General features: G+C 40.1%; 24 protein-coding genes. 1 reads left to right on the forward strand and 23 read right to left on the reverse strand.

Translation table 11 applies throughout. The features are described 5' to 3' along the window. Positions 1-17 precede the first annotated feature (17 nt). The 19 genes from M3205_RS05975 to M3205_RS06065 form a co-directional block, all read right to left on the reverse strand. The gene (locus M3205_RS05975) at positions 18-575 is read right to left on the reverse strand and encodes a DUF5381 family protein (protein ID WP_251169075.1); all 558 of its coding nucleotides are present in this window, start codon (positions 573-575) and stop codon (positions 18-20) included. A 177-nt stretch (positions 576-752) separates the two neighbouring features. After that, positions 753-1310 carry a DUF5381 family protein gene (locus tag M3205_RS05980; protein WP_251169076.1) on the reverse strand — a complete coding sequence of 186 codons (558 nt, stop codon included), beginning with the start codon at positions 1308-1310 and terminating at the stop codon, positions 753-755. A 98-nt stretch (positions 1311-1408) separates the two neighbouring features. Then, positions 1409-2428, reverse strand: coding sequence for a hypothetical protein (locus tag M3205_RS05985; RefSeq protein ID WP_251169077.1), 1020 nt, complete (start codon positions 2426-2428; stop codon positions 1409-1411). Positions 2429-2470: 42 nt separating this feature from the next. Continuing rightward, positions 2471-2839, reverse strand: coding sequence for a hypothetical protein (locus tag M3205_RS05990; RefSeq protein WP_251169078.1), 369 nt, complete (start codon positions 2837-2839; stop codon positions 2471-2473). 28 nt (positions 2840-2867) lie between these two features. Further along, complete coding sequence (locus M3205_RS05995) at positions 2868-3656, reverse strand: hypothetical protein (RefSeq protein WP_251169079.1); 789 nt, start codon at positions 3654-3656, stop codon at positions 2868-2870. Positions 3657-3682: 26 nt separating this feature from the next. Next, positions 3683-5254: a T7SS effector LXG polymorphic toxin gene (locus M3205_RS06000; protein ID WP_251169080.1), complete on the reverse strand. Its 1572-nt coding sequence runs from the start codon at positions 5252-5254 to the stop codon at positions 3683-3685. Positions 5255-5266: 12 nt separating this feature from the next. After that, positions 5267-5536 (reverse strand): DUF5344 family protein, encoded by a 270-nt coding sequence (locus tag M3205_RS06005; RefSeq protein WP_251169081.1) that lies wholly within the window; start codon positions 5534-5536, stop codon positions 5267-5269. Positions 5537-5562: 26 nt separating this feature from the next. Then, the gene (locus M3205_RS06010) at positions 5563-5955 is read right to left on the reverse strand and encodes a YwqH-like family protein (protein WP_251169082.1); all 393 of its coding nucleotides are present in this window, start codon (positions 5953-5955) and stop codon (positions 5563-5565) included. A gap of 146 nt (positions 5956-6101) precedes the next feature. Then, entirely contained in the window at positions 6102-6581 is a 480-nt protein-coding gene (gene essA, locus M3205_RS06015; RefSeq protein ID WP_251169083.1) for a type VII secretion protein EssA, read from the reverse strand. Continuing rightward, positions 6571-9423, reverse strand: coding sequence for a type VII secretion protein EsaA (gene esaA / locus M3205_RS06020; protein ID WP_251169084.1), 2853 nt, complete (start codon positions 9421-9423; stop codon positions 6571-6573). Before esaA ends, essA begins: the two co-directional genes overlap by 11 nt. Then, the gene (gene essC, locus M3205_RS06025) at positions 9420-13892 is read right to left on the reverse strand and encodes a type VII secretion protein EssC (protein WP_251169085.1); all 4473 of its coding nucleotides are present in this window, start codon (positions 13890-13892) and stop codon (positions 9420-9422) included. Before essC ends, esaA begins: the two co-directional genes overlap by 4 nt. A gap of 21 nt (positions 13893-13913) precedes the next feature. Then, a complete protein-coding gene (gene essB / locus M3205_RS06030; RefSeq protein ID WP_251169086.1) occupies positions 13914-15239 on the reverse strand; it encodes a type VII secretion protein EssB in 1326 nt (441 codons plus the stop codon). Positions 15240-15254: 15 nt separating this feature from the next. Further along, complete coding sequence (gene yukD / locus M3205_RS06035; RefSeq protein WP_251169087.1) at positions 15255-15494, reverse strand: ESX secretion system protein YukD; 240 nt, start codon at positions 15492-15494, stop codon at positions 15255-15257. 80 nt (positions 15495-15574) lie between these two features. After that, the gene (locus M3205_RS06040; RefSeq protein ID WP_076262160.1) at positions 15575-15868 is read right to left on the reverse strand and encodes a WXG100 family type VII secretion target; all 294 of its coding nucleotides are present in this window, start codon (positions 15866-15868) and stop codon (positions 15575-15577) included. 474 nt (positions 15869-16342) lie between these two features. Further along, positions 16343-17341: an ABC transporter substrate-binding protein gene (locus M3205_RS06045; RefSeq protein WP_251169088.1), complete on the reverse strand. Its 999-nt coding sequence runs from the start codon at positions 17339-17341 to the stop codon at positions 16343-16345. Between the two features lie 158 nt (positions 17342-17499). Further along, positions 17500-18690 (reverse strand): M14 family zinc carboxypeptidase, encoded by a 1191-nt coding sequence (locus M3205_RS06050; RefSeq protein ID WP_251169089.1) that lies wholly within the window; start codon positions 18688-18690, stop codon positions 17500-17502. 184 nt (positions 18691-18874) lie between these two features. Continuing rightward, entirely contained in the window at positions 18875-20374 is a 1500-nt protein-coding gene (locus tag M3205_RS06055) for a glycine betaine ABC transporter substrate-binding protein (protein WP_251169090.1), read from the reverse strand. Between the two features lie 99 nt (positions 20375-20473). Beyond that, on the reverse strand, positions 20474-21595 hold the full coding sequence (locus M3205_RS06060) for an ABC transporter ATP-binding protein (protein ID WP_251169091.1): 1122 nt from the start codon (positions 21593-21595) through the stop codon (positions 20474-20476). A gap of 225 nt (positions 21596-21820) precedes the next feature. Further along, the gene (locus M3205_RS06065) at positions 21821-22453 is read right to left on the reverse strand and encodes a hypothetical protein (RefSeq protein WP_251169092.1); all 633 of its coding nucleotides are present in this window, start codon (positions 22451-22453) and stop codon (positions 21821-21823) included. Positions 22454-22536: 83 nt separating this feature from the next. Here M3205_RS06065 and M3205_RS06070 point away from each other — a divergent pair, with 83 nt between their 5' ends. After that, complete coding sequence (locus M3205_RS06070; protein WP_251169093.1) at positions 22537-22770, forward strand: hypothetical protein; 234 nt, start codon at positions 22537-22539, stop codon at positions 22768-22770. Here the strand turns inward: M3205_RS06070 and M3205_RS06075 are convergent. From M3205_RS06075 to M3205_RS06090, 4 genes are all read right to left on the reverse strand, one after another. Then, on the reverse strand, positions 22767-22955 hold the full coding sequence (locus tag M3205_RS06075; protein ID WP_251169094.1) for a hypothetical protein: 189 nt from the start codon (positions 22953-22955) through the stop codon (positions 22767-22769). The genes M3205_RS06070 and M3205_RS06075 overlap by 4 nt on opposite strands. A gap of 190 nt (positions 22956-23145) precedes the next feature. Beyond that, on the reverse strand, positions 23146-23397 hold the full coding sequence (locus M3205_RS06080; RefSeq protein WP_251169095.1) for a hypothetical protein: 252 nt from the start codon (positions 23395-23397) through the stop codon (positions 23146-23148). Between the two features lie 20 nt (positions 23398-23417). Then, positions 23418-23675: a hypothetical protein gene (locus M3205_RS06085; RefSeq protein ID WP_311315716.1), complete on the reverse strand. Its 258-nt coding sequence runs from the start codon at positions 23673-23675 to the stop codon at positions 23418-23420. Between the two features lie 105 nt (positions 23676-23780). Beyond that, positions 23781-23984: a hypothetical protein gene (locus M3205_RS06090; protein ID WP_251169096.1), complete on the reverse strand. Its 204-nt coding sequence runs from the start codon at positions 23982-23984 to the stop codon at positions 23781-23783. Positions 23985-24039 lie beyond the last annotated feature (55 nt).

Here is a 24039-nt window from a genome sequence, read left to right on the forward strand (position 1 = left end):
TGAAAGGATCCTGCCATTTAATCTATCTTTTGTTCCTTCCGATCATACTTTAACTCTGCTCGCAGTAGTTCCAGATTTACTTTTCGATCCCAAACCTTCCTTGAATTTTCAATCATATAAGGATATAGATACTTATCTACAATCATTTCATAGTCCATTTCAGCAAGAAGGTTATAAGTGCGAATCTTGAACTTATTATCATTAAACGTTACTACGATGATGTCATTTATTAGGTTTAACGGATTTCTTACCAGGTTAATATCTTTTATATTTTTGATTGAAATATCCTTTTTATTCATAATTAACTTCCCATCTTCTCCTGGAATGATGGAGAACAGCACTTTTCCAGGAATTAAGCCGGGCAAACTCCAAAGAGTGAGATATAGATAGAAAGGTGTTAAGATAATTCCTCCCCCTAGATAGAATAAAGAATATTTAGAGTTAAATTTAAATCCTTGTATAATGAGGAAAATGCATGCAATTAAGAACCCTGCTGTGGCCAGGAACATTAATACATAATAAAACTTAGAACCCTTTATAATTACTGCATCCTCCTTTTCCTGAACCATCGACATACATTACTCCCTCCTTTGTATCTGATAGTGAGAACCAGCAGAAAACAAGATATTTACCTAATTTAAATACCTTATTACTCATTTGATTCACAGATCCCCCACATGCCTCTTTACGAAAATAAAAGGGCTCGTTATAAACTCGCCCCTTAAAAAAGCCCTCTCTTATAAGAGGATATATTAATCAAATTTCGTCTCTTTTCTCTCGTATCTCGCCACATCTCGAAGACGTTCAAGGTTCACTTTTCGATCCCAAACTTTTTTTGCGTTTTCTGTCATATACGGATGTATATATTGATCAACAATGATCTGATAGCGCAAATCACCAATCAGGTTATAGGTGCGAATTTTATATTTTTTATCATTGAAGGTTTCAATTACAATATCATTTATTAAATTTAATGGATTCCTTACAAGGTCAATGTTTCGTATATCCTTAATTGGAATCATCCCTTTTTTTGATTTAATCACACCATTTTCTCCGAGTTTTATGGAAAGCAAGGTTTTGCCCGGAATTAGACCTGGTATATTCCAAAGTGTAATATAGAGATAAAAAGGGGTGAATATGATCCCGCCGCCAAGATAAAGGAAAGAATATTTAGAGTCAAACTTCAAACCGTGAACAATTAGAAAGATACAAGCTATTAAAAAACCTGCAGTAGCCAGAAACACCAAAACATACATGATGTTTGAACCTTTAACGATAATTTCATCATTTTTCTTCTGAACAAGTGGCAAGAAGAATCACACTCTCCTTAGATTAAGAGAATCTAAAGTAAATTGTCTTTGATATATCTTCTTCTCTTTATTTATTAGATTCCCAGGTATTTGTCTCATTATGAAGCTGACTTGGCCCTCTTAACAGGAAAAGGTTCCTCCCTCTCTTTTAAGCAAGCAAAAATTGATAATAAGATAATCATAACTTCACAAAAAGCGGCAAATCCTACCACCATAGGTCCGCTTCCTTCACTCCAGCCGGACTTGTTAATATAAAGGAATAAAACGGTTATTAACAGCACGAAATTACTTTTCCAAAAGAATGAGAATCCTCTTTTAAAGGAAAATCCCTCTACCTCTTGCTCAGCTTTTCTGGCCTTTTTCTCTGCAAGAAAACCCTCAATATGCAGAAAATCATCTAAAATCCTTTGTAATACAGCAAAGTAGTTATTGATACTATTACTCATTAAGAAGATTCTATTATTACTCGACTCTTCGTAGTTGATATGCCAAATATAGTCTTCACCCGGAACAAATAACATCACAAAGTCTTCCTGCATAGGATTCTTTATGGTCCTTCTTTTTTTAAAAACCAGCTTGCATACCTGCTGATTATTCTGATAAAAATCACGCAGGAATTGCCGGATTTTCACATCAAACTTTTCATCGTCTATCATTTTTTCCAATTCGGCAGGGTCCATATAATGAATTTGATCATATAAATCATTGGTTAACTCTATGTTAATCTTTATAGGATCCTCTGTGAGCCTGGAATCCAGGCCGTAAAAATCACTAATAAGATTATTTAACATTGTTAGAGAATCATATTTTTTAAATTCATAAAGGCCATTATGTATATACTCCACAATACCTTCGGTCTTGCGAGCACGATAAACTAGCAGATACTGATTTCCATTTTCAATCCTAATCATTTTGCTGGCATCTAAAGCTGTGTTCACCATTTCTTTTAGTGAATTCGATATATTTGATTCTGGCTGTGTTTCATTTATCTGTCCGATCTCTTTTTTTGATAAGTTATTTTCATAGGCAAACTCTCTTGCTCTCTTTACTGATTCTGATTGAGCAAGAACTGCTATAAGGTCTTGTGCGGATACACTTATCTTCTGGTCCTGTTCCATATTTGTACTTCCTCCAACTAGCTTAGTAGAATATTAAGACCATTAATTAAAAATAGTCATGATACTGAATCCTGCCACCATAAGAAAGGCAAAAAAAAGTATACTCGCTAACTTATTCACAATTAAAGGTAGACGATTTAACACATTCTGAACATAATAATTCACGCCAGATGTAATAATGGCAATATACTTAAAGAAAAAACCAGATATACTCTTTGGTTCTTCAAATACATTTACCTCATACAGCGTAACGACCAGGCGCTGAACAAATATGGAGAAGAAAGCAAAAATAGCATTAGTTGTAATCATCAAAGAAATATAAGAGCTTGGAATTGGAATATCAATACCATTCAGAAATAACGCAATAATTGTCCATACGGCCACCGCTAATACTAAGCCAATAATTTTCATAATAAATTTTACCTTTCATAGTAGATTACTATTCATTAAAGAAAAGTGCTATAGCATCACTTAATCTTTTGCTGTACTCGTCTACACTGGATGGAACTACAAAAACTTCTTTTTCTTGAATCCTATCATAGTCAAGATGCCAAATAAAATTCAAGCTGGGCAGCAGAAAGATGACTTGTTTCAACTCCATATAATCTTTAGCATAATCCATCTCCATCAGTGATACATTAGCAAATTCCTGTTCATTATTTTTGAAATCAGACAAGAACTGCTTTAGAGGAACCTCTATTTTCTCATCGTTAATCATGGCTTCTAAAACAGCGGGATCCATCTGATGGAGCTGATCATAAATAGCCTCTGAAAGCTGCAATGTCGGCAAATCGTTTACAGTTTGTTCTGATTTACCCACTAATTCATAATGGTTCAATAAAATGTGCTCGAATCCTTTTTCCATTGAATAAATCGAGAAAAAATGAGTATTATTTCTTATTTCTTGCAGAAGGGTCCTTGTTTCACCTTTTATAAAATGAATAAATAGCACCCTGTCTTTTATTATACATCTGGCTTTTCTCTTTGACTGTACAAGAACATGCAAAAGATTTTCCAGACCTTCGACAAGGGTTGAACTTCTATTTTCGTCTAATAGTCCTTTAGATTTTAGGGAGAGCCCTGTATCCTCTATAAAACGATCAAGCTCCCTTGTTTCTCCATTAATATCTAAGCTGTTAAGGATTTGACTGGCCATGCTTTCATAACCGCATAACGCAAGCACAGATGCCAACTCATTAGTAGTTAAAGATATCCCCGTCGCTTCCATTCTTCAACCTCACCCCATATTTGATTTTATTTAAACAAACCTGTTACAAAACTTCCTGCATCTGATATTGCCTCACCAACATTGCTAAAAGCCTCTTTAATATCCTTAGATTTTTCCTCAGCCCATTTCCCAGCTTTCTCTCCGATATCTTTGATACTGTCTTCAAATGCGATCGATCCTGCTATCCCAATTGTTGCTCCTACAAGCCCACCAATGAGTGTTCCAGGTCCAGGACAAATCATGGTCCCTATAGCAGCTCCGCCTGTAGTAAGCCCAGCAACACCAACATCCATTCCTATTCCCGCGGCAGCTCTCCCTGTTTTTTCCCAGTTGGATTTATATTTATTTTTATCACTGATATATTCTCCCGCATTGGTTCCTACAGAAAACAGGATTCCTGCATATGGAATTTTCTTTGCAATTGCCGTAAAAGAGCGTTTATCTGTCAGCTGCCCAAGTGTAGACTTAACATCAATTGAAGTCCTTTTATATAATTCAGCTTGAGCTGCATCAAATTTTAAATATGGATGCTGATGTTCTAATAATTTGAGGTAGCTCTTCACATTCGACCCGGGATTAAGGCCAACAAGGCTTCTTAAAAGCCTGCTAGGTGAGTTCTGATATTTAGAAAAGTAATTCTTAATACCATTATAGCTGCTTGAACTTCCATTTTTTAATATCTTATGAATTGAATCAGCAAGCTTCGAACCATAAACCCCATTCTTTTTCAGCCAATCAGGATGCGCCTTAATCTTGAAATTTCCTGATCCATCTTTCACCAGAACTAATCTCTTAGTTAGAAGAATAGTTGCAGCTAAGGTACCTTTCACAATTTCCATTCCACCGTTAAGTTTCCCTATTTTATCCAGCCAATCTGCCACATTCCCCATTAAGGTGGAATCACCTTCTTTTATAGCCAGCTCCATAGCAGAATCGATGAGCTTTCCGATCGTATCATTCTCAGCGAAATACTTTTCAATCTCCCTAATTGTACTTTCATTTAATGCTGCACCATTTGATGCCCAGGCCTCAATTTTATTGATAAAGTCTGCAATTCTCGTAAGATCTTCAGTCGACTCCTTCAAGACCTTTAAACTATCTTTATCCAAATCCTCTAAACCATCTGTGGTCTTCTTAATATGACGCCTTGCTTTATCAAAATTCTGCCTTAAATGCGCTAAGGAAATGGTTGAACCTCCAACAATATCACTAACCTTTAAGAATTCCTGATTGATATCATTAATAGTGTCTTCTGACATTTGTTCAATTTTCTCAATTCCGGACTTAGCCTCATGCTCTACGAAGTCCTGTCTGACTAGCCCACTTTTAATTTCATAATCACTTATTAAGTTTTTTACTTGTTTTAGCCTATTAACATATTCATTAATAAATTGATTCAACAACAAGACTGCCGGAATATGCAGAACAGTAAGATGTTCCTTGATTGCTTCTGCTCCCTTCCCTTTTAAAGCATCATCCAAATTGATTAAGTTATTGATTGAAGCTCGCACATCCTGCAGCTGGTCCTTTTCAGCTTCTTTCTTTTTTATGGATTCATCCAATTCAGGAATGATTTCGGAAACTTTAATCACCTTCATCTGATCACTCCCCTATTTCATTTTTTGAGATAGCTCTTTATCTTTTTGAGCAAGCTGATCTATTAGGGTTCTCATATCTTGTTCTGTTTTAATCAGCAAATTTTGATATTGTTTAAGGGTTGAATAATACTTTTGCTCAATTTTAGTTATTTCAGACAGCAGTTCCAATCTGCTTTCCGGGAATGTAATAGAAGGATTACTGACATCAACCCCTTCGGCCTTGCTTTTGAGTTCATTTAGGGCATTTTCCACTTCACTTTGAATTAATTTAATTTCGGTCATTTTTTCACCTCAATAGTCATGCCGTATTAATTGCTTAATTGTGTGATGCGATTACGTTTAGAAGCAATCGTGCTTGAAAGAGATTTATTTAATCCTTCGTAATGGGTAATCTTTACTTCAATATTGTTTAACATTCCTTCAATTTCACTGTTTCCGATTCTCATATAAGTATCTTCAATTTCACCACGTATATGATCAAAATCATTAGCATGTGTTCCAGCCCAAACCGACTGGTTTAAGTTGGGCTGATGAATAAAACGCTTATTAAGCATGAATTCTTCTTGGCCTGATGAGATTTCCTGCTGTGCCTTTCTCAATCGAACCAACATCTCATTATTCTTACTAATTTCACTATTCAAAAAGGAAATATCTCTATACAGCTGGCTTATTAAAATGGAATTGTCATCCACAGTGGTCACCCCGCGTTAACTTTTAATTTTGGAAGGCTTCTAAGTTGGAGTATTAATCGGAAGATATTAATTGTATTACAATTGATAGAAGTTGAAATTAATAGTTTTATTTAGTTGCATGTTCAAGTAAACGAACATGCAACTAAATAAAATTTTCAATTATCAGGCTGCTTCGCCATCCTCGGTATGAGCAATCCCATAATCACACCAATGGCAATGAGAAGCAAAATAATATAAAGAATCATTAATTTGTTATCTTTTTCAACGGGTTCCTGATTCTCCGTTTTGAAAAAGCTTTCCTGTTTCGAATCGGAAAAAAGCTGAAGCTGGTCTGCTTTTGCAGTGATGGTATTATTAGTAGTTTCACTGCCGTCGAACAGCTTCTCCTTCACTTCCTTCAAAGGATCCAGGCTCTTTTGGGTAAAAGTAAGATCCTTTTGTTCTTCCGAGATCTGCTTTTTATTTTCATAAAGTGATTTTTCATGGAGGTAATCCGTATTCTCTTTGAATTTCTTTTTTTCATAAGTATTCGGCGTTACGTCATTAAAATCAGGGGTTGCCCCGGCAGAGTGGCAGGCTAGAAGCCATAGCGCCGGGAGCAGAATTATTACTTTAAGGAATCTATTAAGCTTCATAAGCCTGGTCCTCATCCCTCTTTGTACGCAGGTCCTTTATAGAACGGACTGCAAATGGAATGATCGCAAGGAAGGCAATAATGCCAAGCAGTATGAGGATGGCCGGAATAAACAGGGTCTGTGAGTCATACTGAATAGACATATATACCTTGGACATTGGGTCTTCATAGTTAATATTCGGTGCTGTAAGAGCAAGGAACGGACTGATGAAGAAGGCGATAAGCCCTACACTCAGAATCCATCCTGCCAAATTGCCGATCTTGAACCCTGCCAGAACAATGGCTGAGGCTGCCGTCAGCAGCAATATGGTGAAAATGGTCCACTCTATTGCGCGATCCTGTTCCATTGAGTAAATATTGAGGCCGAATATGCTGATAATCAGACCAACAATAAGATTAAGCAGTACAAACATGGAAGCATGGACAAGCATTGGCGCATTTTTGAAATAATGGCTGAAGTATCCGATCATTAAGCTGCTGAGCAGGACAATGGCCAATACGACAACCGGCGGCAGCTTGCTCTCCTCTTTCTTGGCAGATGTTTCTCCGCTGATTTGAAGCGGGCTGGATAATTGCTCGTATACCGGGCCATTCTTTTGGCCATTCACATAAGTGTTTCCAAGAAGGTTATAAATATCATCCCGGAACATCTGAGTTGTCTCTACGTTCGAGCCCCACTTGGAATTCAGTGTATCTGCATCCTGCTGGACACTTTGCACCTTTTGTTCAAGCTCGTTTGTATAGGATACGATATTGCTCTGATTTTCTCCGATGGATCCAACAAGATCATTGATCATCAGCATTCTTTGGCTGATTCCCTCTTGTTTGGCCATGACGGAAGATCCATCAATACTATCTACAGGAACTGGTGTATTCGTTGAGGATGTTTGAATTTGCTCCCTAACTGCATTTGCATTTTCCTGCAGAGCAGACAGATCTGTCTCGATAGCTGCTTGCTGTTCTTCAATTTTCTTATTGTATTCTGTGAAGAATGCCGTAAACTGACCTTCGAGGTCTGACAGCTTTTGCTGAGATGATGGTATGGCTGTATTCAGGTTATCCCACACCTTTTGTTCTTCCTCTTTCACAGCAACAATAGAATTTAATTTCTGTACAAGCTCTTCCACCTTTTCAGGATTTTGACTGTATGAATTTTTTATTAAATCTTCATATTGAATGAGTGAGGCATAATACTCCATCATTTTTACAGGTTTAGTATTGGTAATTTCATCATCAAAAGCACCCAAATGATATTTAATTCCAAGTTCTATAATTTGCTGTTCTTTCTCCTCTATAAGGTTGATCATAGAAGAGAAACTCATTGAAGCTCCAAGCTGATCTAAAAGGCTATTCTTTTCTTCCTCTAAACTTTTGTATGCTGCATCCAGACTGGTAAGGTCTTCAATTAATTTGGCATTCTCAGCATGAAGTTCCTCAACTACTTTTTGCAGCGGGTTTTCTCCTGAACCTTTCGCTGCCAGCTTTTGCTCAACAGCTATTAAACGCTGGGATAAACCTGGTAAGACATTCAAGGCGGAAACAACCTGTTCGGGCTTGGTACCTTCAATCGTCTCTAAAGAGGTTGTTAAATTAGCAATCTCTTTTTCAACGCTTAAAATCTCATTTCTTTCCTCTTCCATACCAGGTAAAGCTGGAGCTTCTAAACTGGCTGCTGTAATGGAATTAGGTTTGACTCTACCGTTATTCTTATTAGATGCCGACCCTGCCCCTGAACCTGGATTCCCCGTTTGTTGTCCGTTTGATAGCTCTCCTTTTAACAAACCAATAGTTTTAGCTGCTTTCTTAAAAGAAGATTCTTCTTGCTTATTGAAATATTCATCTAGTTCCTTATATTGCTCTTTAATTTGCCGATCTACCTCATTTTTTCGGATAGCTGACAAATCTTCAAACTCTTCACTATTCTCTTCAAGCTGTTTTTCCACACTCGCAATTCCACTATCCAATTCCTGTTTACCCTCAGACAAATCTCCACTAAGGGCATCCATACGAGCTGGCATTTTTTGTCCCGCAACAGCTTGAATTTCAACTACATTTTCATCCTGCATTTTTTGAAGGACACTTTGCTGATTATCCTGGTATTCTTTGTATTGATCTACAAACTGTACAAACGAGCCAAGGTTCTCTTCAAATTGGCGGAGGTTGCTTTCTCCCTCCTCAGTGCTTTCTGCCGTAGTCTTCACTGTAGAGTGAATACTCTCAAGCATATTGCGCTGCTGTTCGATTTCCGCTGCCAGGTTCTTTGAGCTGGGCTTATAGAAAGCGAGCATGGCATTCTGGAAGTCTATTTCCTTTTGTAAAATGGTATCGAACTGGGATTTCACATTTTCAAGGTCCTGTGACACATAGGTCCAGTATAAGGTTGAAATCTTTCCATTCACACGGTTGGTGGCTGATTGAATCTCGCGCAAAACCTTTTCCCGGTTCAGTGAGTTCAGCTGGTTCTGTACCGTATATTCAAAATTTGCTTTTTCAGGCTGCTGGCTTTCATAGGACATGATGTTCTTTGAAAAATTGGAAGGTATATAAACAACTGCATCGTATTTGGTATTTCTCAAGCCATTTTCTGCAGCACTCCTGCCGATGACAGTCCACTCATATTGTGAACCGTTGGAGAGGATCGAAGTAATTTCCTTACCAAAATCAAGAGATTTATCTTCCTTGTCAGCCCCTGTATCTTCATTTACAACTGCTATGGTTCTTGTGGCATTCTCCCTGACTAGCAGAGGATTATCGCCAATGGATCCAAAAAAGATGGCTGGCGCGGCGATAATCAGAAGCATCACCAAAACCATTTTCAAGATGTATTTTGTTTTGGCTGTCATGCTAAGACCTTCCTTTCAGTGGCACATAAAGGAATTTGAATTTTTAATTCCTTTCCGTTTATAACGTAATAACCATATCCCGGCTGAATCTCTGCCTCTTTCCGGTCATATGGAAGGGTAAAGAGTGTCTGCTCTGATTTTTTCATCAGAACGACCGCCTGGCGGATCTGTTTGATTTCTGCCGTTAAGGAATCGTATCCTTTCGTCAGTTCATTATTGCTGCCTGTCACGATGACACTAAAGCCAAGATGGCTTCCATTTTTCATCAGCCTTGCCATTCTCTCCTGCAGGCTGTTATCCAATGTCTGTGCAAAACGGGAGTATCCATCCACAGCCAGCACGATTGGCGAAAACGCTATATCTGTATTGCCATGCTGGATTGCATTAAGATATTCCTTTTCCCTTTGGGATAATAGTTCTTCCGCCTTTGCTGCCCAATCGCTGATCTGTTCCTTTGTCTCGATATAAACAGAGTTTTCTTCACTCGCATAAGATGATAATGCTCTATCAAAGGAATCGAAAATACCAATAGATTCAGCACCCTGAGCCAGCATTTGATTGATCATGAGCTTAAGAACATTTGTTTTTCCTTTTTGGGCCTGCCCAAGAATAATGCAATGCTTCGTTTTATTAAAGTTTGCATAGACAGGTTTGACGGATTCCTCATCAAGGCCAATTGGAATAAGCCCCGGCTGAGTTTCACCAGCAGTGTAGCGGGTAAAGTTGATCGTACTAAGCTCTGCCGGAAGCATCGGCACCTCTTCAGGCTGACTGCAGTCTTTGTATTTCTCCTTCAGTTCCTGAATGTCGGCCCGGATTGATTCCATGATCTCGAAATCATCTTTGCCTTCTGCAGGCAGGAATACCTGTGAAAAATAGGCCTCTTCCATTTTAATAATGGCTCTTCCCGGTATTGGCTCAGGTGCGAAAGGAACCCTTCCCAGAACGGAGTAAGCCTCGCTGCTGTCCATCAGATAATGGACCACTTTTGTTTTGAGGTTATTCATAAGCGATTGCCGGATTGAATTGATCCGTGTCGCCGCGAAAATCATATAGATGCCGAGTGACTGTCCATCCCTGGCAATCTGATTTATTTGCGTTTCTAGCTCCTGCATCTCTTCTTTTACTAAGTCGAAGTTATCAAATGTGATGTAGACGAGCGGCAGCTTTTCACTGCTCATCGAATTGTACATCTTAATTCCGCTGACTTCCTGCTGCTGGAATAAAAGCTTTCTGCGGGCAATTTCATCCTTAATCAGATTCATGAACTTTTCAATTTTACGTTCTTCATCCATCAGGAAGAAATCGGCCGTATGCGGCAGCTGCCTTAACGGAAGGAGTGAACCATTGCCAAAATCGAAAATATAATAATGCGCTTCTTCAGGAGAACGCTTTTCGGCAATGCTTAGCAACAAGGTCATAATCGTATGGGATTTTCCATAACCGGAGGAGCCAAACACGCCTACATTCCCATCCTCTATAATTTGATAGCTTAATGGATACTGGCTCTGCTTCTCAGGCTCATCCACCATTCCTAAATGAATTTCATTATTCTCCTCAGCGCGGTAAAGCTTCCTGTTTAAACGCCCTTCAAGAGGAGGAAGCCATGGACTTCTAAGTTTCTTAATGCCCATCGAGGACTGTGCTGCTTCAATTTCTTCCACAACGGCTTCAATTTCTGTTTTCCCGCCTTTTTTCTTCCCTTGGCGTGAATTCACATCCGATAATGGAACAAGACCCAGGTCGGTTACAATAGCAATCTCATCCTCTGTCTCAGAAGAGTCTTCCAGGTAAGGGGCTCCGCTCCATGCAGATTGGAACAGTTCATAGACTTCATTATTGCCGACCTGCAGATAGCCACGCCCGGTTACAGTAATAGCAGCGGCATCTCCGTTTTTAATGATCTCCCGGCTGTCATCTGTGTCCTGAACTTTTAAAGCCACCCGGAAACGGGCATTACTCCATATCTGCTCGTCAATGACACCGCCCGGCTTTTGGGTGGCCAGAATTAAATGAACTCCCAGGCTACGGCCAATTCGCGCGGCACTGACGAGCTCTCTGATAAATTCGGGTTCTTCACTCTTAAGCTCTGCAAACTCATCGGAAATCAAAAACAGATGAGGAAGCGGCTCCTTTGCCATATTGTTTTTATAAAGTTCTGTGTAATCGTTGATATGATTTACCTGATATTGATCAAAAAGCCTTTGCCGCCTTTTCAATTCACTTTTGATGGAGGCAAGTGCTCTTGAACTGAAGTTCTTGCTGCCTTCAATATTCGTAATGGTGCCTAAAAGATGCGGCATATTTTTAAACGGCTGGGCCATTCCCCCGCCTTTATAGTCAATCAGCAGGAAAGCGACCTCGTGGGGATGGAAGTGAACAGCAAGCGAAAGAATATACGTCTGCAGAAATTCACTCTTACCTGATCCCGTAGTACCAGCCAGCAATCCGTGCGGGCCATGCGCCTTTTCATGAAGGTTCAATAACGACAGGTCTTCCTTTCCTTTAAATCCAATTGGAACTGCAAGTGATTTGGAAGACTCTTTTGTAAGCCAGTTCTCTTTAATCGGAAGTTTCCCTACTTCTTTCACCTTCATCATTTCCAGGAATGAAACGCTATTTGGAATGGAATTGGTCATGCCAACCTGGTGATCCAGCGTTCTTAACAGACGGGAAAATTCCTCATTCCCCTTCTTCTGATGAGCATCAAGCCTAAATGGGATGCTGACCGCTTTTTTATCCTGAATCAGAATGTCTCCTTCTTCCTGATTGATATATCTGACTAGGGTTTGGATATTATCATGAAGGTTTTCCTTTGAGTCTGCTGCAAAGATAACAGATATTCCTATGTCGGAATGGTCCCCCTCCAAATATTCCAGAATCACGTGATCCGCAATTAACTGGTGATTGGCTATAATGAACACGAGATGAGGAGAATACACCCGCTTCTCCTTATCTTCAACTAAATCCCTTTCACGCAGAATCTCATATAAGGACGATAGAAGCTGATCTCTCGTTTGTTCGTTATAGATCATCCCTTTTGCATGTGAATGCGGCATCTGAAAATGCGGAAGCCATTTGAGCCATTCCCATTTCTTATATTCTTTTTCGTTAAAAATAAATACAAACCGCACATCATGGTAGCTATGAAAAAAGGCCAGCTGCCCAATAATCTGGTGAATTTCATTTTTTACAACCTGCTCTTTTCCGATTAGCCCGATTGGCCCTTTGGCCAAATCAGCTACTACAGGTACATTTCTAACTTCCTTATAGACTTTTTCCATTTGGCGTGATTGTTCAAGCAGGTCATCAATTTCACGGTTTGCCAAATCTCCTGAGCTTACCTTGACCTCATAGTTCGCAGGCACATTTCCAGTACCCAGTCTGAATTGAAGAAAGTCAAAGCTCTGAAGTGGCCGCTCCCAGATCCGGTCGGATATATGGCCCGTAAAATATTTCATTTTCTCAAAAGACGGAAAGTGGAATTCCAGAACATGCTTCTGCTGATCAGACAATGCCTGCAGCTCTTTTCGCTTCTCTTCCAGATAGGCAGTATAAACTCGATGCCTGCGCTCTTTCCGCTTCTTTTGATTGCTTTTATCCTTAAAGTATTGCACTGTGGATGTCACCAAAGTGGTCATGAACATGACCATTGAAATGATAATAAAAATCCCTCTTGGCTGAATTAAGGCCACGATGCCCATTACAACCAGCATAATCAGCGGCGGCATGATAATCAGCCATAATCCTCTGCCTGAATCATCCGGCTCCTGTGAAGGAAAGGATAGGGAAACCTTCTCATTCGGCATTTCATAGATCATTCTTGGCGTTCTTCGGTAGAGCGGATATTTCTTTGCCATTTCAGATTGCGGCCTGATGGTAACGGGAAGCTTTGATTCATAGTATTCAAAACTATCAATCTGGAAAAGATCCTCATCTATTATTCTTAAAGACATAAAGGGGAAGAACAGCACATCTCCTATTTCAAGGAAGGTCCTCTCTTCAACTCTTTTTCCGTTTATATAAAGCTTTCCTGAACCCGGTTCTGCCATCCAGCCCTTATTTGTTCTTATCAGATCAAAAGACTGACTGGCTTCCATTAGAATACCGTTCTTTTTATAAATGGAAGCATTCGGGTTATCAGACGAAATCTCTATTTCCCTTTGATAGCCGGAGTAGTAGGTTTGGCTTTTAAGGGCTTCAGAGGTTACTATTATCGTCAGGATTTCCCCCGCATCATTTATCTGAAAGGGTTCTCCATCGTTCAGCCTTCCGAGAACCGACTCATTTTGCCTAACTTCATAGAATTTGTCGTGTTTTTCTATAGACACAATTCCTTTTGTAAAAGGAAGTTCCCTTATTGTCACCAGCTGTTCGAGCTCAGGACCAATGGTGATCCTGCCGTTCTTTTCAATTGGCATAGACAGCTGCTGGCAGTAATCGCTGTAAAACAACCATAACTGTTCCATCTCTCCCACCTCCTGTCTATCTTAATTAGGTTTTTTCTTTTCAGCCTCTTCCTTCTTATCGGCAGGCTTTTCAGCAGAAGTCCCAGCATCCTTTTTATCAGCAGGCTTTGTCTCTTTTTCAGCCTCTTTTGCAGTCTCTTGTTCTACAGCCTGCTCATTATCTTCGCTCTTCCTCCGCTCTTCTTCCTCCTGAGCTTTCTGTTCCTCTAAATACTCGTCAATCTCAGCTTGAATTTCGTCGATTTTCTGCTGTTTTTCTTCAGATTTAAGCTTATCATCTGCTTTGACAACTTCACGGTATTTCAGCAATGCGAATAGGATTAAATCTCTATCTTCAAGGTCACGGGAGATATCGAGTGCTTCCTTGGCATCTCCCCTTCCGATGTGAATCCAGTAGTGATAGTAAAGGGGATCCGTCTGCAGGGTAATCGTATTTTGGACATTCTCTTTTTGGTCTTCTGTCAATGCTTCATTTATTATGTAGGACTGTGCCAGTTCATACTGTACCACTTTGGGCATCTGATCAATCTCATAATTGGATAACTTGGAAACGACTTCGCTATACTGGCTTTTCAGGAAATGCTCCTGACTATTTATAAATGCAGCCTGTTTTGGCTGAGTAAAGATAAGAGAATATAGGCTGAAAGCAACGAAAGGCACTAAAGCAATCAGCAGACCCCATGCCGAATATCTTGTGGCTTTCCACTTTTTTTGCGGAATCTTGGCATATTCCTTATCCTTCTTTTCAAGCATTTCTATATTAGTCCGGATGACTTCTGACAATTCATTTTCATCCTTGGCCTTTATGACACTTGCTGCTGCAGGCGACAATTCAATGGTCTCATGGAGGCTAAGGTATTCCCGGAAGGAGCGATTTCCATCTACAGCGGAAGCGATGGTCGCTTTCAATTCCATCCAAAGTTTTTCCTGATTGGTTTCATAGGGCGGAAGGCTCTCGCTTACACCATAATGAAGCAAATGCGGTGACAGGCTTTCATCTGCCACAATGTTTTCTGGACAGATGATGAGATGCAGCCTGGAATACGGATGACTTTTCACAAGCTTCAGGAGCTGCGAAGAGAAAATCCATCTGCTTCTTTGGTCTTTCTTTTTTAATTTGGAAAAGGTTAAGTAATTTGAGGGAATTTGCAGGACGAGGCGCAGTTCATCCTCTGTTAAATGGATATCCCTTTTAATAGCTGATTCCATCGCCTGGAGCAATTCCAATTCCGCAGCAGCATCAGCTTTAATTTTCTCTTTTTGAAAAAGAATGGTAAGGGATTGATGATCTGTTTCGACAACCGCTTCAAGCTGCTCTTCAAGGTAGGTTTGACTCTTTACTGACATTTTTAAATACTCCCTTTATAAAATTTCGAAACGGTCCCCAGTGGTAATCCCCTTTTCTGCCAGTTTATCGTTTCCTGACAGGATCATGTGCTTGTTGGGAATTCTGACCCAATATCCTTCACGGGGAGGCTGAGGAATAGACTTAGCTTGCCAAACAATATCAACTACTTTTTTAACAGAGTGATAGTTAGATAGACGGAGATCAAAAGGTTCAACTTCATAATTTTTCAAATCAATTGTTAATTCTATGTACATGTTCAACACCTCATAAAAAAAGAGCGCTTTTCATCTGGTGAATGCAGCGCTCCTTCTCCACTTAATTAATTCAGATCTAATTAACCGCGAATTTGGCCAGCAATCTGGTTATCAGCATCTTCAAGAGCTCTTGCAGTATTATTAAGCTGAGCAGAAATATCCTCTAATAATTGCTGCATTTGAACAAATGAAGGTCTTAAAGATTGGTATTGTTCAGCAAACGCTCTGCTTGCTTCCCCTTCCCATGCACCTTCCAGTTCACGAATCATATTATCCAAACGGACAATCTGATCCCCAACCTGGCTGCTTTCTCCATTATAACGGTTAGACATGCCTACTAATTCTGCTGGTGTAACGCGAATAACTCCTGACATTCAAATCTCTCCTTTTCAATAGGTTACTATTATTGTAAAAATACACAATACAAAGGTCAATTACTTACTTGCAAAAAATAACAAAACAGTTATTTATACCCACCATTACCCGCCTTTTATATACTTAAACCATAATTGGTATTTTTTTCATAGTTTTTTTCTATTTATTTGATTTTCAAATTCAAATTTTCTACCTATTTATTACTATCATGGCAGTCAAAACTCGTCAAATTGCTTATAAGTCCATGTCGAATTATGTCTGTGGTTTTATTCCTATAAATCTATAAACCCCCACTTGTATTTTTTAGGTAAAATTACCTCATCATAGAGAATTTAATCAAACATTCTTGAACCCCATTTTTCCCTAAAAACATCCAAACGGATTATGTAGTTCTTTGGAATCATTTTCCGGAATAAATTTCGGGGTTCAGCAAAAAAAGATACAGCAGAATCGCTGTATCTTTTAACAACTATTTATTCCCCAACCACCTTAGCATCCTTAAGCATGTCCTCTGTCAAAGTAATCCCCTGTTCCTCAGCTGCTTTCTTGTTAATCACAAGCTCAAGGCTTTCCGGATAGCCGACAGGAATTTCATTCGGCTTTTTGCCCTCCAGGATTTCAACAGCCATTTGGCCTGTGGAGTATCCCAGATCATGATATTCAAATCCGTAGGAGGCAAAGCCGCCCCGTTTAACCGAATCACTTTCTCCCACAAAAGCCGGAATGTCTTTTTCGTTGGCGACGTTCAGCACAGATTCAAGGGCAGATACGACTGTATTGTCTTTAGGGATGTAGAACACGTCAGCACGCCCCACTAAAGATTCTGCAGCCTGTTTTACCTCTGAACTTGTTGAAATCGTTGTTTCAACTGCTTCAAGCCCAGCTGCCTCGATAGCTTCTTTCGCATGCTTAACATTTACTACTGAATTTGGTTCCCCATCATTGTAAATAATGCCCACCCTTTTGGCATCAGGTACAAATGTCTTAATAGAATCAATTGTATTTTTGATGGCATCCGGATGTGTATCAGATGTACCCGTGGCATTCCCTCCCGGTTTTTCCAGGCTTTCCACAAGCTCAGCTCCAACAGGATCAGTGATGGCTGTAAAAAGGATCGGAATATCCTTTGTGGATTGCACAACTGATTGGGCACTCGCAGTAGCAATCGCCAGGATCAAATCATTCTTGTCAGCGACCAGGTTCTGGGCAATGGACATATTGTTATTCATATCCCCCTGTGCATTCTGGAAGTCGATTTTAAGATTCTTTCCTTCTTCATATCCAGCATCTTTGAGTGCGGCAATAAATCCTTCTCTTGCAGAATCCAGTGATGGATGCTCCACAATTTGCGTGATGCCAATTTTAACAGTCTTCTTTTCTGACGCTTCCCCGCTGGTCTCCTCATTTCCTGAACCACAGGCAGCAAGCATCAGCAATGCACTGCTTGCCAGGATGGCCAATATCTTTTTCATAGAAATACCCCCAAGATATAAATTTTATAATTTTTTTAATATTTTGATATTACCACGGTAATACATTTGTAACAATAGCTAATCCACCTTTTGTAGACAATTTGTCATTCAGAACAAAACAAAGCTGGTTCCAATCGGAACCAGCCTCTGCTTTTCTATTAACGAATTGGTACTCTATTAGGGATTTCATTATATTCTTCCGGATTCAAATCATAAACACTGCCATCTGCAACTCCATGAATGATTCCCATAACACCTGTTTCTACTGTCTTAACGAGCTGCCCTTTCATCTTTTGTCCATAGTTCTGTGTCTGCCCTTTCACTTCAAATAAGACAACCCCACTCCCGTTCAGAGCAAAAGAGCCCAAGGCAGTTCCAGGCAAGTCTAAGTCCTGATCATATAACGAAATATTGGTAAAAATTGAATTTCCTTTTTGCTGAAGAGCATCATAAAGGGCTACGTTTAGCTGACGTGAGAAGTCAAAACGGTAATTCTCTGCATATTTACTATACTTTGCCCCCTCAGGAGAGTTTGGATCCGGAATAAAGTCTGCTGAAATCGACATGGTTACATCTTCATCTGTTCCTTCAATCTTATAAAAGCCCTGGTGATGCAGATCTAAAAAGACTTCAACACTTCCAAACTCCTCTTGAAGCCCTTTGTATACATCCCTGACTGTTTGCGATTCAGGTGTGATATACCATCCCGGAGTGCTTGAATTGCCCGGGAAGTCCTCCGCCTTTGGAACATAGTTTAAGTCAGGGTTAAAGTCACGGTTTACATCGAAGCCTGGCGCTTGAGAATAGTCGTCCCCCTGAAGGCTGCGTGTGTAATAATTCCAGGTTGGCTGTGCATTCTGTAATTGAGGAAACAGTTCCTGAACCTCTTCCCAGTTCATAACATTGCCGCGCCGGTCCAATTCAGAACCATCGGCATTCATCATGGGAATCGCTACAATCGTTAGTTCTTCCCTAATTTTTTTTGCTTCTGCTGATTGACTTGAACCTAGCTTCTGAAGAATATTTAACAATGCGACAGTACCTGTCTTCTCATTGCCATGAATTTCACTCTGTATAAGAACTACTTTATCCCCATGGCCTACCCGTGCTGTAAAGATATCTCTCCCCTGATTTGTTTTCCCCGCTGCCTCAACCTGTACCTGGCCATTAGATGACTTTTCAAGCTGGCTCAGCTTTTTCTTCAATTCTTCATAATCTACAAATCCATTGATTGATACATTTTCTTCTGTCACAGGCTTTGCTCCTTCCGCAAAGCTAACTTGAGGCGCGAGAATCGTTGCTGCCAGTGCTGCTGAACTAAGTGCTTTCCATAATGACTTTTTCTTCATTTTTTTGCCTCCCCCTAATCTATTAATTCGTTATACGAACTATTTTTATCATGCCTTTTCAACAGGAGGATGTAAATCTACTAAAAGAATTAATATTCTGAATAATTTTATCCTACATTTTCCTTAGTTGGTAAGACTTTCTTCACATCAAAAAGGACTGCGAAAAATCGCAGTCCTAGCAGCATCAATCAATTAATCCCTCTTCTTTCAGGAAATCAACCGCCACATCTTCATATTGCTCTTTATCAATATCAACTCTTGCATTAAGCTCCTGCATTTTTTCATTATCAATTTTACCAACAAGCATCTTCAATGCTTCTTCAATTTCAGGATGTTCTTTCAGTGTATCAGCCCTAATAATAGGGGTTGCATAATACGGAGGGAAGAATTCCTTATCATCCTCAAGGACCTGCAGATTGAATGCCGGGATGCGGCCATCAGTTGAAAAGGCGTCAATGACATCCACTTCGCCATTCTTGATGGCACTGTACATAATACCGGAGTCCATGGCCTGTGTTCCGCCAAATTCAAATCCGTAGGTATCTGCAAGGCCGGGATATCCATCTGGACGCTCCAGGAATTCCGGCTCCGAGCCTAGAGTCAGCTCTGATGATTTCTTGCCTAAATCTGAAATTGTTTTAACACCCCAGTTTTCAGCGTCTTCTTTTCTTATAGTCAGTGTATAGGTGTTATTAAAGCCAAATGGTTCAAGCCAGACCATATCATATTCTTCCTTAAAGCGCTCTTTTACAAGTTCATACACTTTATCAGGATCACTGATCATTTCTTCTTTTAAAATACTCAGCAAGGCTGTCCCCGTGTATTCCATATACAAATCATAATTTCCGCTATTAACACCTTCAAATGCAGGTGCGGTACCACCCAGGAAGGATTCATATTTCACATTTAAATCTGTGTGTTCTTCTATCAGATGGCCCATTATATACACCATGATTTCCTGCTCTGTGAAGTTTTTGCCGGTAATGGTGATTGTATCCTTGCCGCCGGCTGTTTCGCCGAGCTGGGCAGCAAAGGCGGAAAGAGGAAGGATTAATATTAATGCAGTTACCACCCATTTTCTCCAGCGGCTCAAAGTTGGGTTAGTTTTCTGCCCTTGTTTAAGTCCCTGCGGAGTCACATCTGTCTCCAGCAGCTTCAGTAAATAGTCAAAAATAATCGCTAATAGAGCAGAGGGAATTGCACCTGCCAGAATTAGGCCCGTATTATAAGTCTGAAGCCCGCGGAAAATCAGATCTCCCAGACCGCCAGCCCCAATAAGGCCTGCAATTGTCGCTACACCGATAATTAATACAGTCGCCGTACGAATCCCGCCCATGATCACACTCAGGGACAGCGGAAGCTCCACCATCCAAAGGACCTGGCGATTCGTCATTCCCATTCCGACTCCGGCGTTGATAGCAGACTTTTCAACACCAGTAATGCCTAAATATGTATTCCGGAGAATGGGCAATAAGCCATATACGGTTAATGCAATAATGGCAGGAGCTTGTCCTGTTCCGATGAATGGGACTAAAAATACCAGAAGTGCGAGACTTGGAATCGTCTGAAAAACTCCTGCAATCCCAATAATTGAATCGGCAATTTTCCGATGCCTGGTTAAATAAATGCCCAAAGGAACAGATATTAAAATGGCAATGGCGATCGAAATAAGCGAAAGATACATATGTTCTAAAATTAAGTTCCATATTGTAGGCCAGCGGTTTACAAAAACGTCAGCCGTGCTGCTGATTAAATTAAGAATCGTCTACACCCCCTATCCTGTTTATTCGACGATCTCGTCGACCATATATTCTACAAGACTCGATCGGGTCACAATGCCCAAAAGTTTTCTATGTTCATCCAAAACCGGAACAAAACCGTAAACAGATTCGTTCACAAGCTGAAAGGCTTTTTCCGCCGGATCATGTTGCTGAAGTGTCACGACGCTTGAATCCATAATATCTTTAAGCCTCAACTCTTCATCTTTGTAATTTCTCTGGACGTCCCATACGGTGGCAATTCCCTGAAAAATATTTTGATTATCCACAACCACGAGACTGTTAACCCGTTTGCTGCGAATCATCTTCAGGGATTCAGCCAGCCTGCGGTTTTCAAATGCTGTGACAGCCTGAACCATTAATTTGTTCAGTTTAGGGAATGAGATGCTGTCATTTTCCTGAAGACGGTCTTCTCCAATAAAGCTTCGGACAAACTCATTAGCCGGCCTGCGGATGATGTTTTCCGGCGTATCCAGCTGCACCACCTCCCCATCTTTCATAATACAGATACGGTCCGCGATTTTAAGTGCCTCATCCATGTCATGGGTGACGAATACAATCGTTTTCTGGATATCCCGCTGAAGACGGACTAACTCATCCTGCAGCTGCTCCCGGCTGATTGGATCCAATGCACTGAACGGTTCATCCATTAAGATGATCTTTGGCTCAGCTGCCAGTGCACGGATCACACCGATCCTCTGCTGCTGCCCACCGCTCAGTTCTGAAGGGTAACGTTCGCCAAACACCTCCGGATCCAGTCCTACCATATTCATCAGCTCGTCCACTTTATCTATGTATTTTTCCTTCTTCCATTTCATCAACCTTGGAACAAGCGATACATTTTCTTTAATCGTCATATGCGGAAGCAGTCCTATCTGCTGGATCACATAGCCGATCGTCCGGCGAAGCTTGACTGGATCTTCTTTTGAAATATCTTTTCCTTCAATGGTAATTGTCCCTTTTGTCGGTTCAATCAGACGGTTGATCATCCTCATGGTTGTGGTTTTTCCAGATCCGCTTGGTCCAATCAGAACCAGCAGTTCACCTTCCTCCACTTTAAAGGTAATATCCTTTAGAGCATGGAATCCATCCTGAAAGACTTTGTTTACTTCTTTAAACTCAATCAACTTTTCAGCACCTCCTATACAAAAATGTTAAATTATGGAACATCCTATCCGCAGATGCGTGTTTCAGGATAACATAAGCAGTCTGATCATGCAAAAACAGATAAATTAGTTATCCCACCATAATTCCATAATATTCATATTTAACCTTTATCTTCTTTAATTAAACCAAAAAGGTTCTCCATCTGAACAACCTGATGAAAAACCCTTTCTAAATCTCATATTTCATTAATGTGCATCATCCTCATTTTCAGCTTCCTGAGCCCATGAAGGTTCCCGGCCATCCTGATGTTCATTATAAACCTCTGTCGCCTCTCTTTCTTTCATGAAGGTCTTCATATCGTGAATATCGTTATGATCCCCAATAATATTTCCAAACCCCTGATTATGTTTCTTATGGCTCCTGAAATCAGTAGGAAAGTTGTTGCCGAAATTGACCGCGGAGGCGTCTTCAATAGTGCCGATATGAATATCTCCAATCTTAAACTCAGAATCGAAGGGTGAAATCTTCTTCGCTTTTGCCGGCTTCTCTTCGTTAGTACGATAGGGAATCTGTTTTCCATTAATTTTTATGATTATATCCTCATTACCCGCTTTCCTCTGATTCTGCCCCATGGCAGTCTCTTCAGGAGAATGAAGATCACCAGTCTGAAAGGTATTCCCAATGTTTAAGGCACCGCTTAGTTCTTTAATATCCACTTTATCCAACTTATAGATTAGCTTATCTAAATTTAAGGTCTGTATATTTTTGATATCAAGGTGCACATTTTTATTGTCTTCCGTGATGATTTTTTCCAGCCGGGCCATTCGCATTTCTATATCCTGGAGCAATTTTAAAAGTGTATCTTCGTTTAGGTTCATGCCTTTCATCCTTTATCTAAATTGGCACTCTCTATGATCAGTTGCATATTATATTGTTATTTCATACATGCTGGAGGAAAAAAATGAGGAGAAAACCCAAATCTCCTAAGATTATCTTCAATAATCTTAATGTAGATCTGTTGGAAAACAACTCAGGCATTTTTATGGGAAAGAACCGGCAGTTTTATTGGAGTTCTGCTGGTAAAACTCATTCGGGCTTTGGAGCAATATATGGACAAGAAAATGAAATTTCCCATAACACCCATTTTGTCCTGAAAGAAACAGCGGAAAATCAGAAGGAGGGGAAAGAGATCTAAGATTCTTTTTTTGATGCCGCTGTAATATTATTAGTTATCCTACTGCGGCTTCCCTTTATATTTCCAAACCCGTCCGATTTTCTTGCCTTACTGCGCCATTTATATTGAATATTGTCCCCGTAAAAAATACCGGAGCTATTATGAACAGCCTTTACTTTAATAGAGTTATACTGGATTTTAGCCATCTAGAGCCCCCCTATCCTTATTGCCATTATTACTATGAGTATTGATCAATTTAGAGAAGTATGCCCTTTAATTCCCAAGGATTGTTGGCATGCTTCTCAGCGCCTACTGCTTCGTTATTTCTCTTTCGCTTTATAAGTATGAGTAAACGCAAAATAAACCACCTTGGAGAAGATGGCCGCATGTTCGTCGTTAACTTTGTGTAACAGACTGATTATTACTCTGTTGACGCTGTGAAAAGTCCGCATCAATCCAGTCATTATCGTTAATAATGTTTACAATATTGGCAGCCATGTTTTGATAACCTGCGATTTTACCTAAACCGTAGTTATTTTTCCTGTTCACCTGCCAATTTGTCTGATTGTTCTCTCCAGTAAAGATGCCTGAATTCGAAGACATCGTAGTGATATTGATATTGCTGAATTGTATATCGATGCATTTCATTTATATATACACTTCTTTTCCTATATTTGCGAAGTTGGCTGCGGGTTGATATTTTCAGGCTGCGTAATAGGGTTATCAATCCCATCAGGATCATTAATAATATTGGTACAGCCCAGCACAAGCGAATTCACAAAATTCCCATTGCCGGAATTAAATTTCCCCTGGGCATTCCAGTCAGGCTGGCTGTTTTGGCCAGAACCAATTATGGAATTCGAGGACATGCTCAGCACATTAATCTGATTAAACACGACAGAAACAGGCAAGAATATTTCCTCCATTCCTTGAAAGGTTTATGTTACTATATGCCCTTTTCTTTTCATTGTGACTCCGGTGCTTTAAGGCTTAAAAAGGGAAGCGTTATAAAGAGCTCCCCCTGACAGCTATTAATAAGGATATCCAAATCCCGGTCCACAGCAAGGCCGCTGGTAATAATAAGGCGGCGGTGGTGGCGGATACCCATAATATGGACGCGGATAGAATAAAGCAGTGCCCAATAAACCTCCTGCTAACCCGCCTAAAAAAGGCAGGCCAAAGAATCCAATAAACCGCTGATTCTGCGGCTGATAAGGGCCTCTGTAAGGGTACATTCATTCATACCTCCATTTCCTCTGTATATGCCTACATTATTGTATATGCGTGGAA

Origin of the sequence: Cytobacillus firmus (assembly GCF_023715565.1) — a bacterium.
GTDB classification, from domain to species: domain Bacteria; phylum Bacillota; class Bacilli; order Bacillales; family Cytobacillaceae; genus Cytobacillus; species Cytobacillus firmus_C.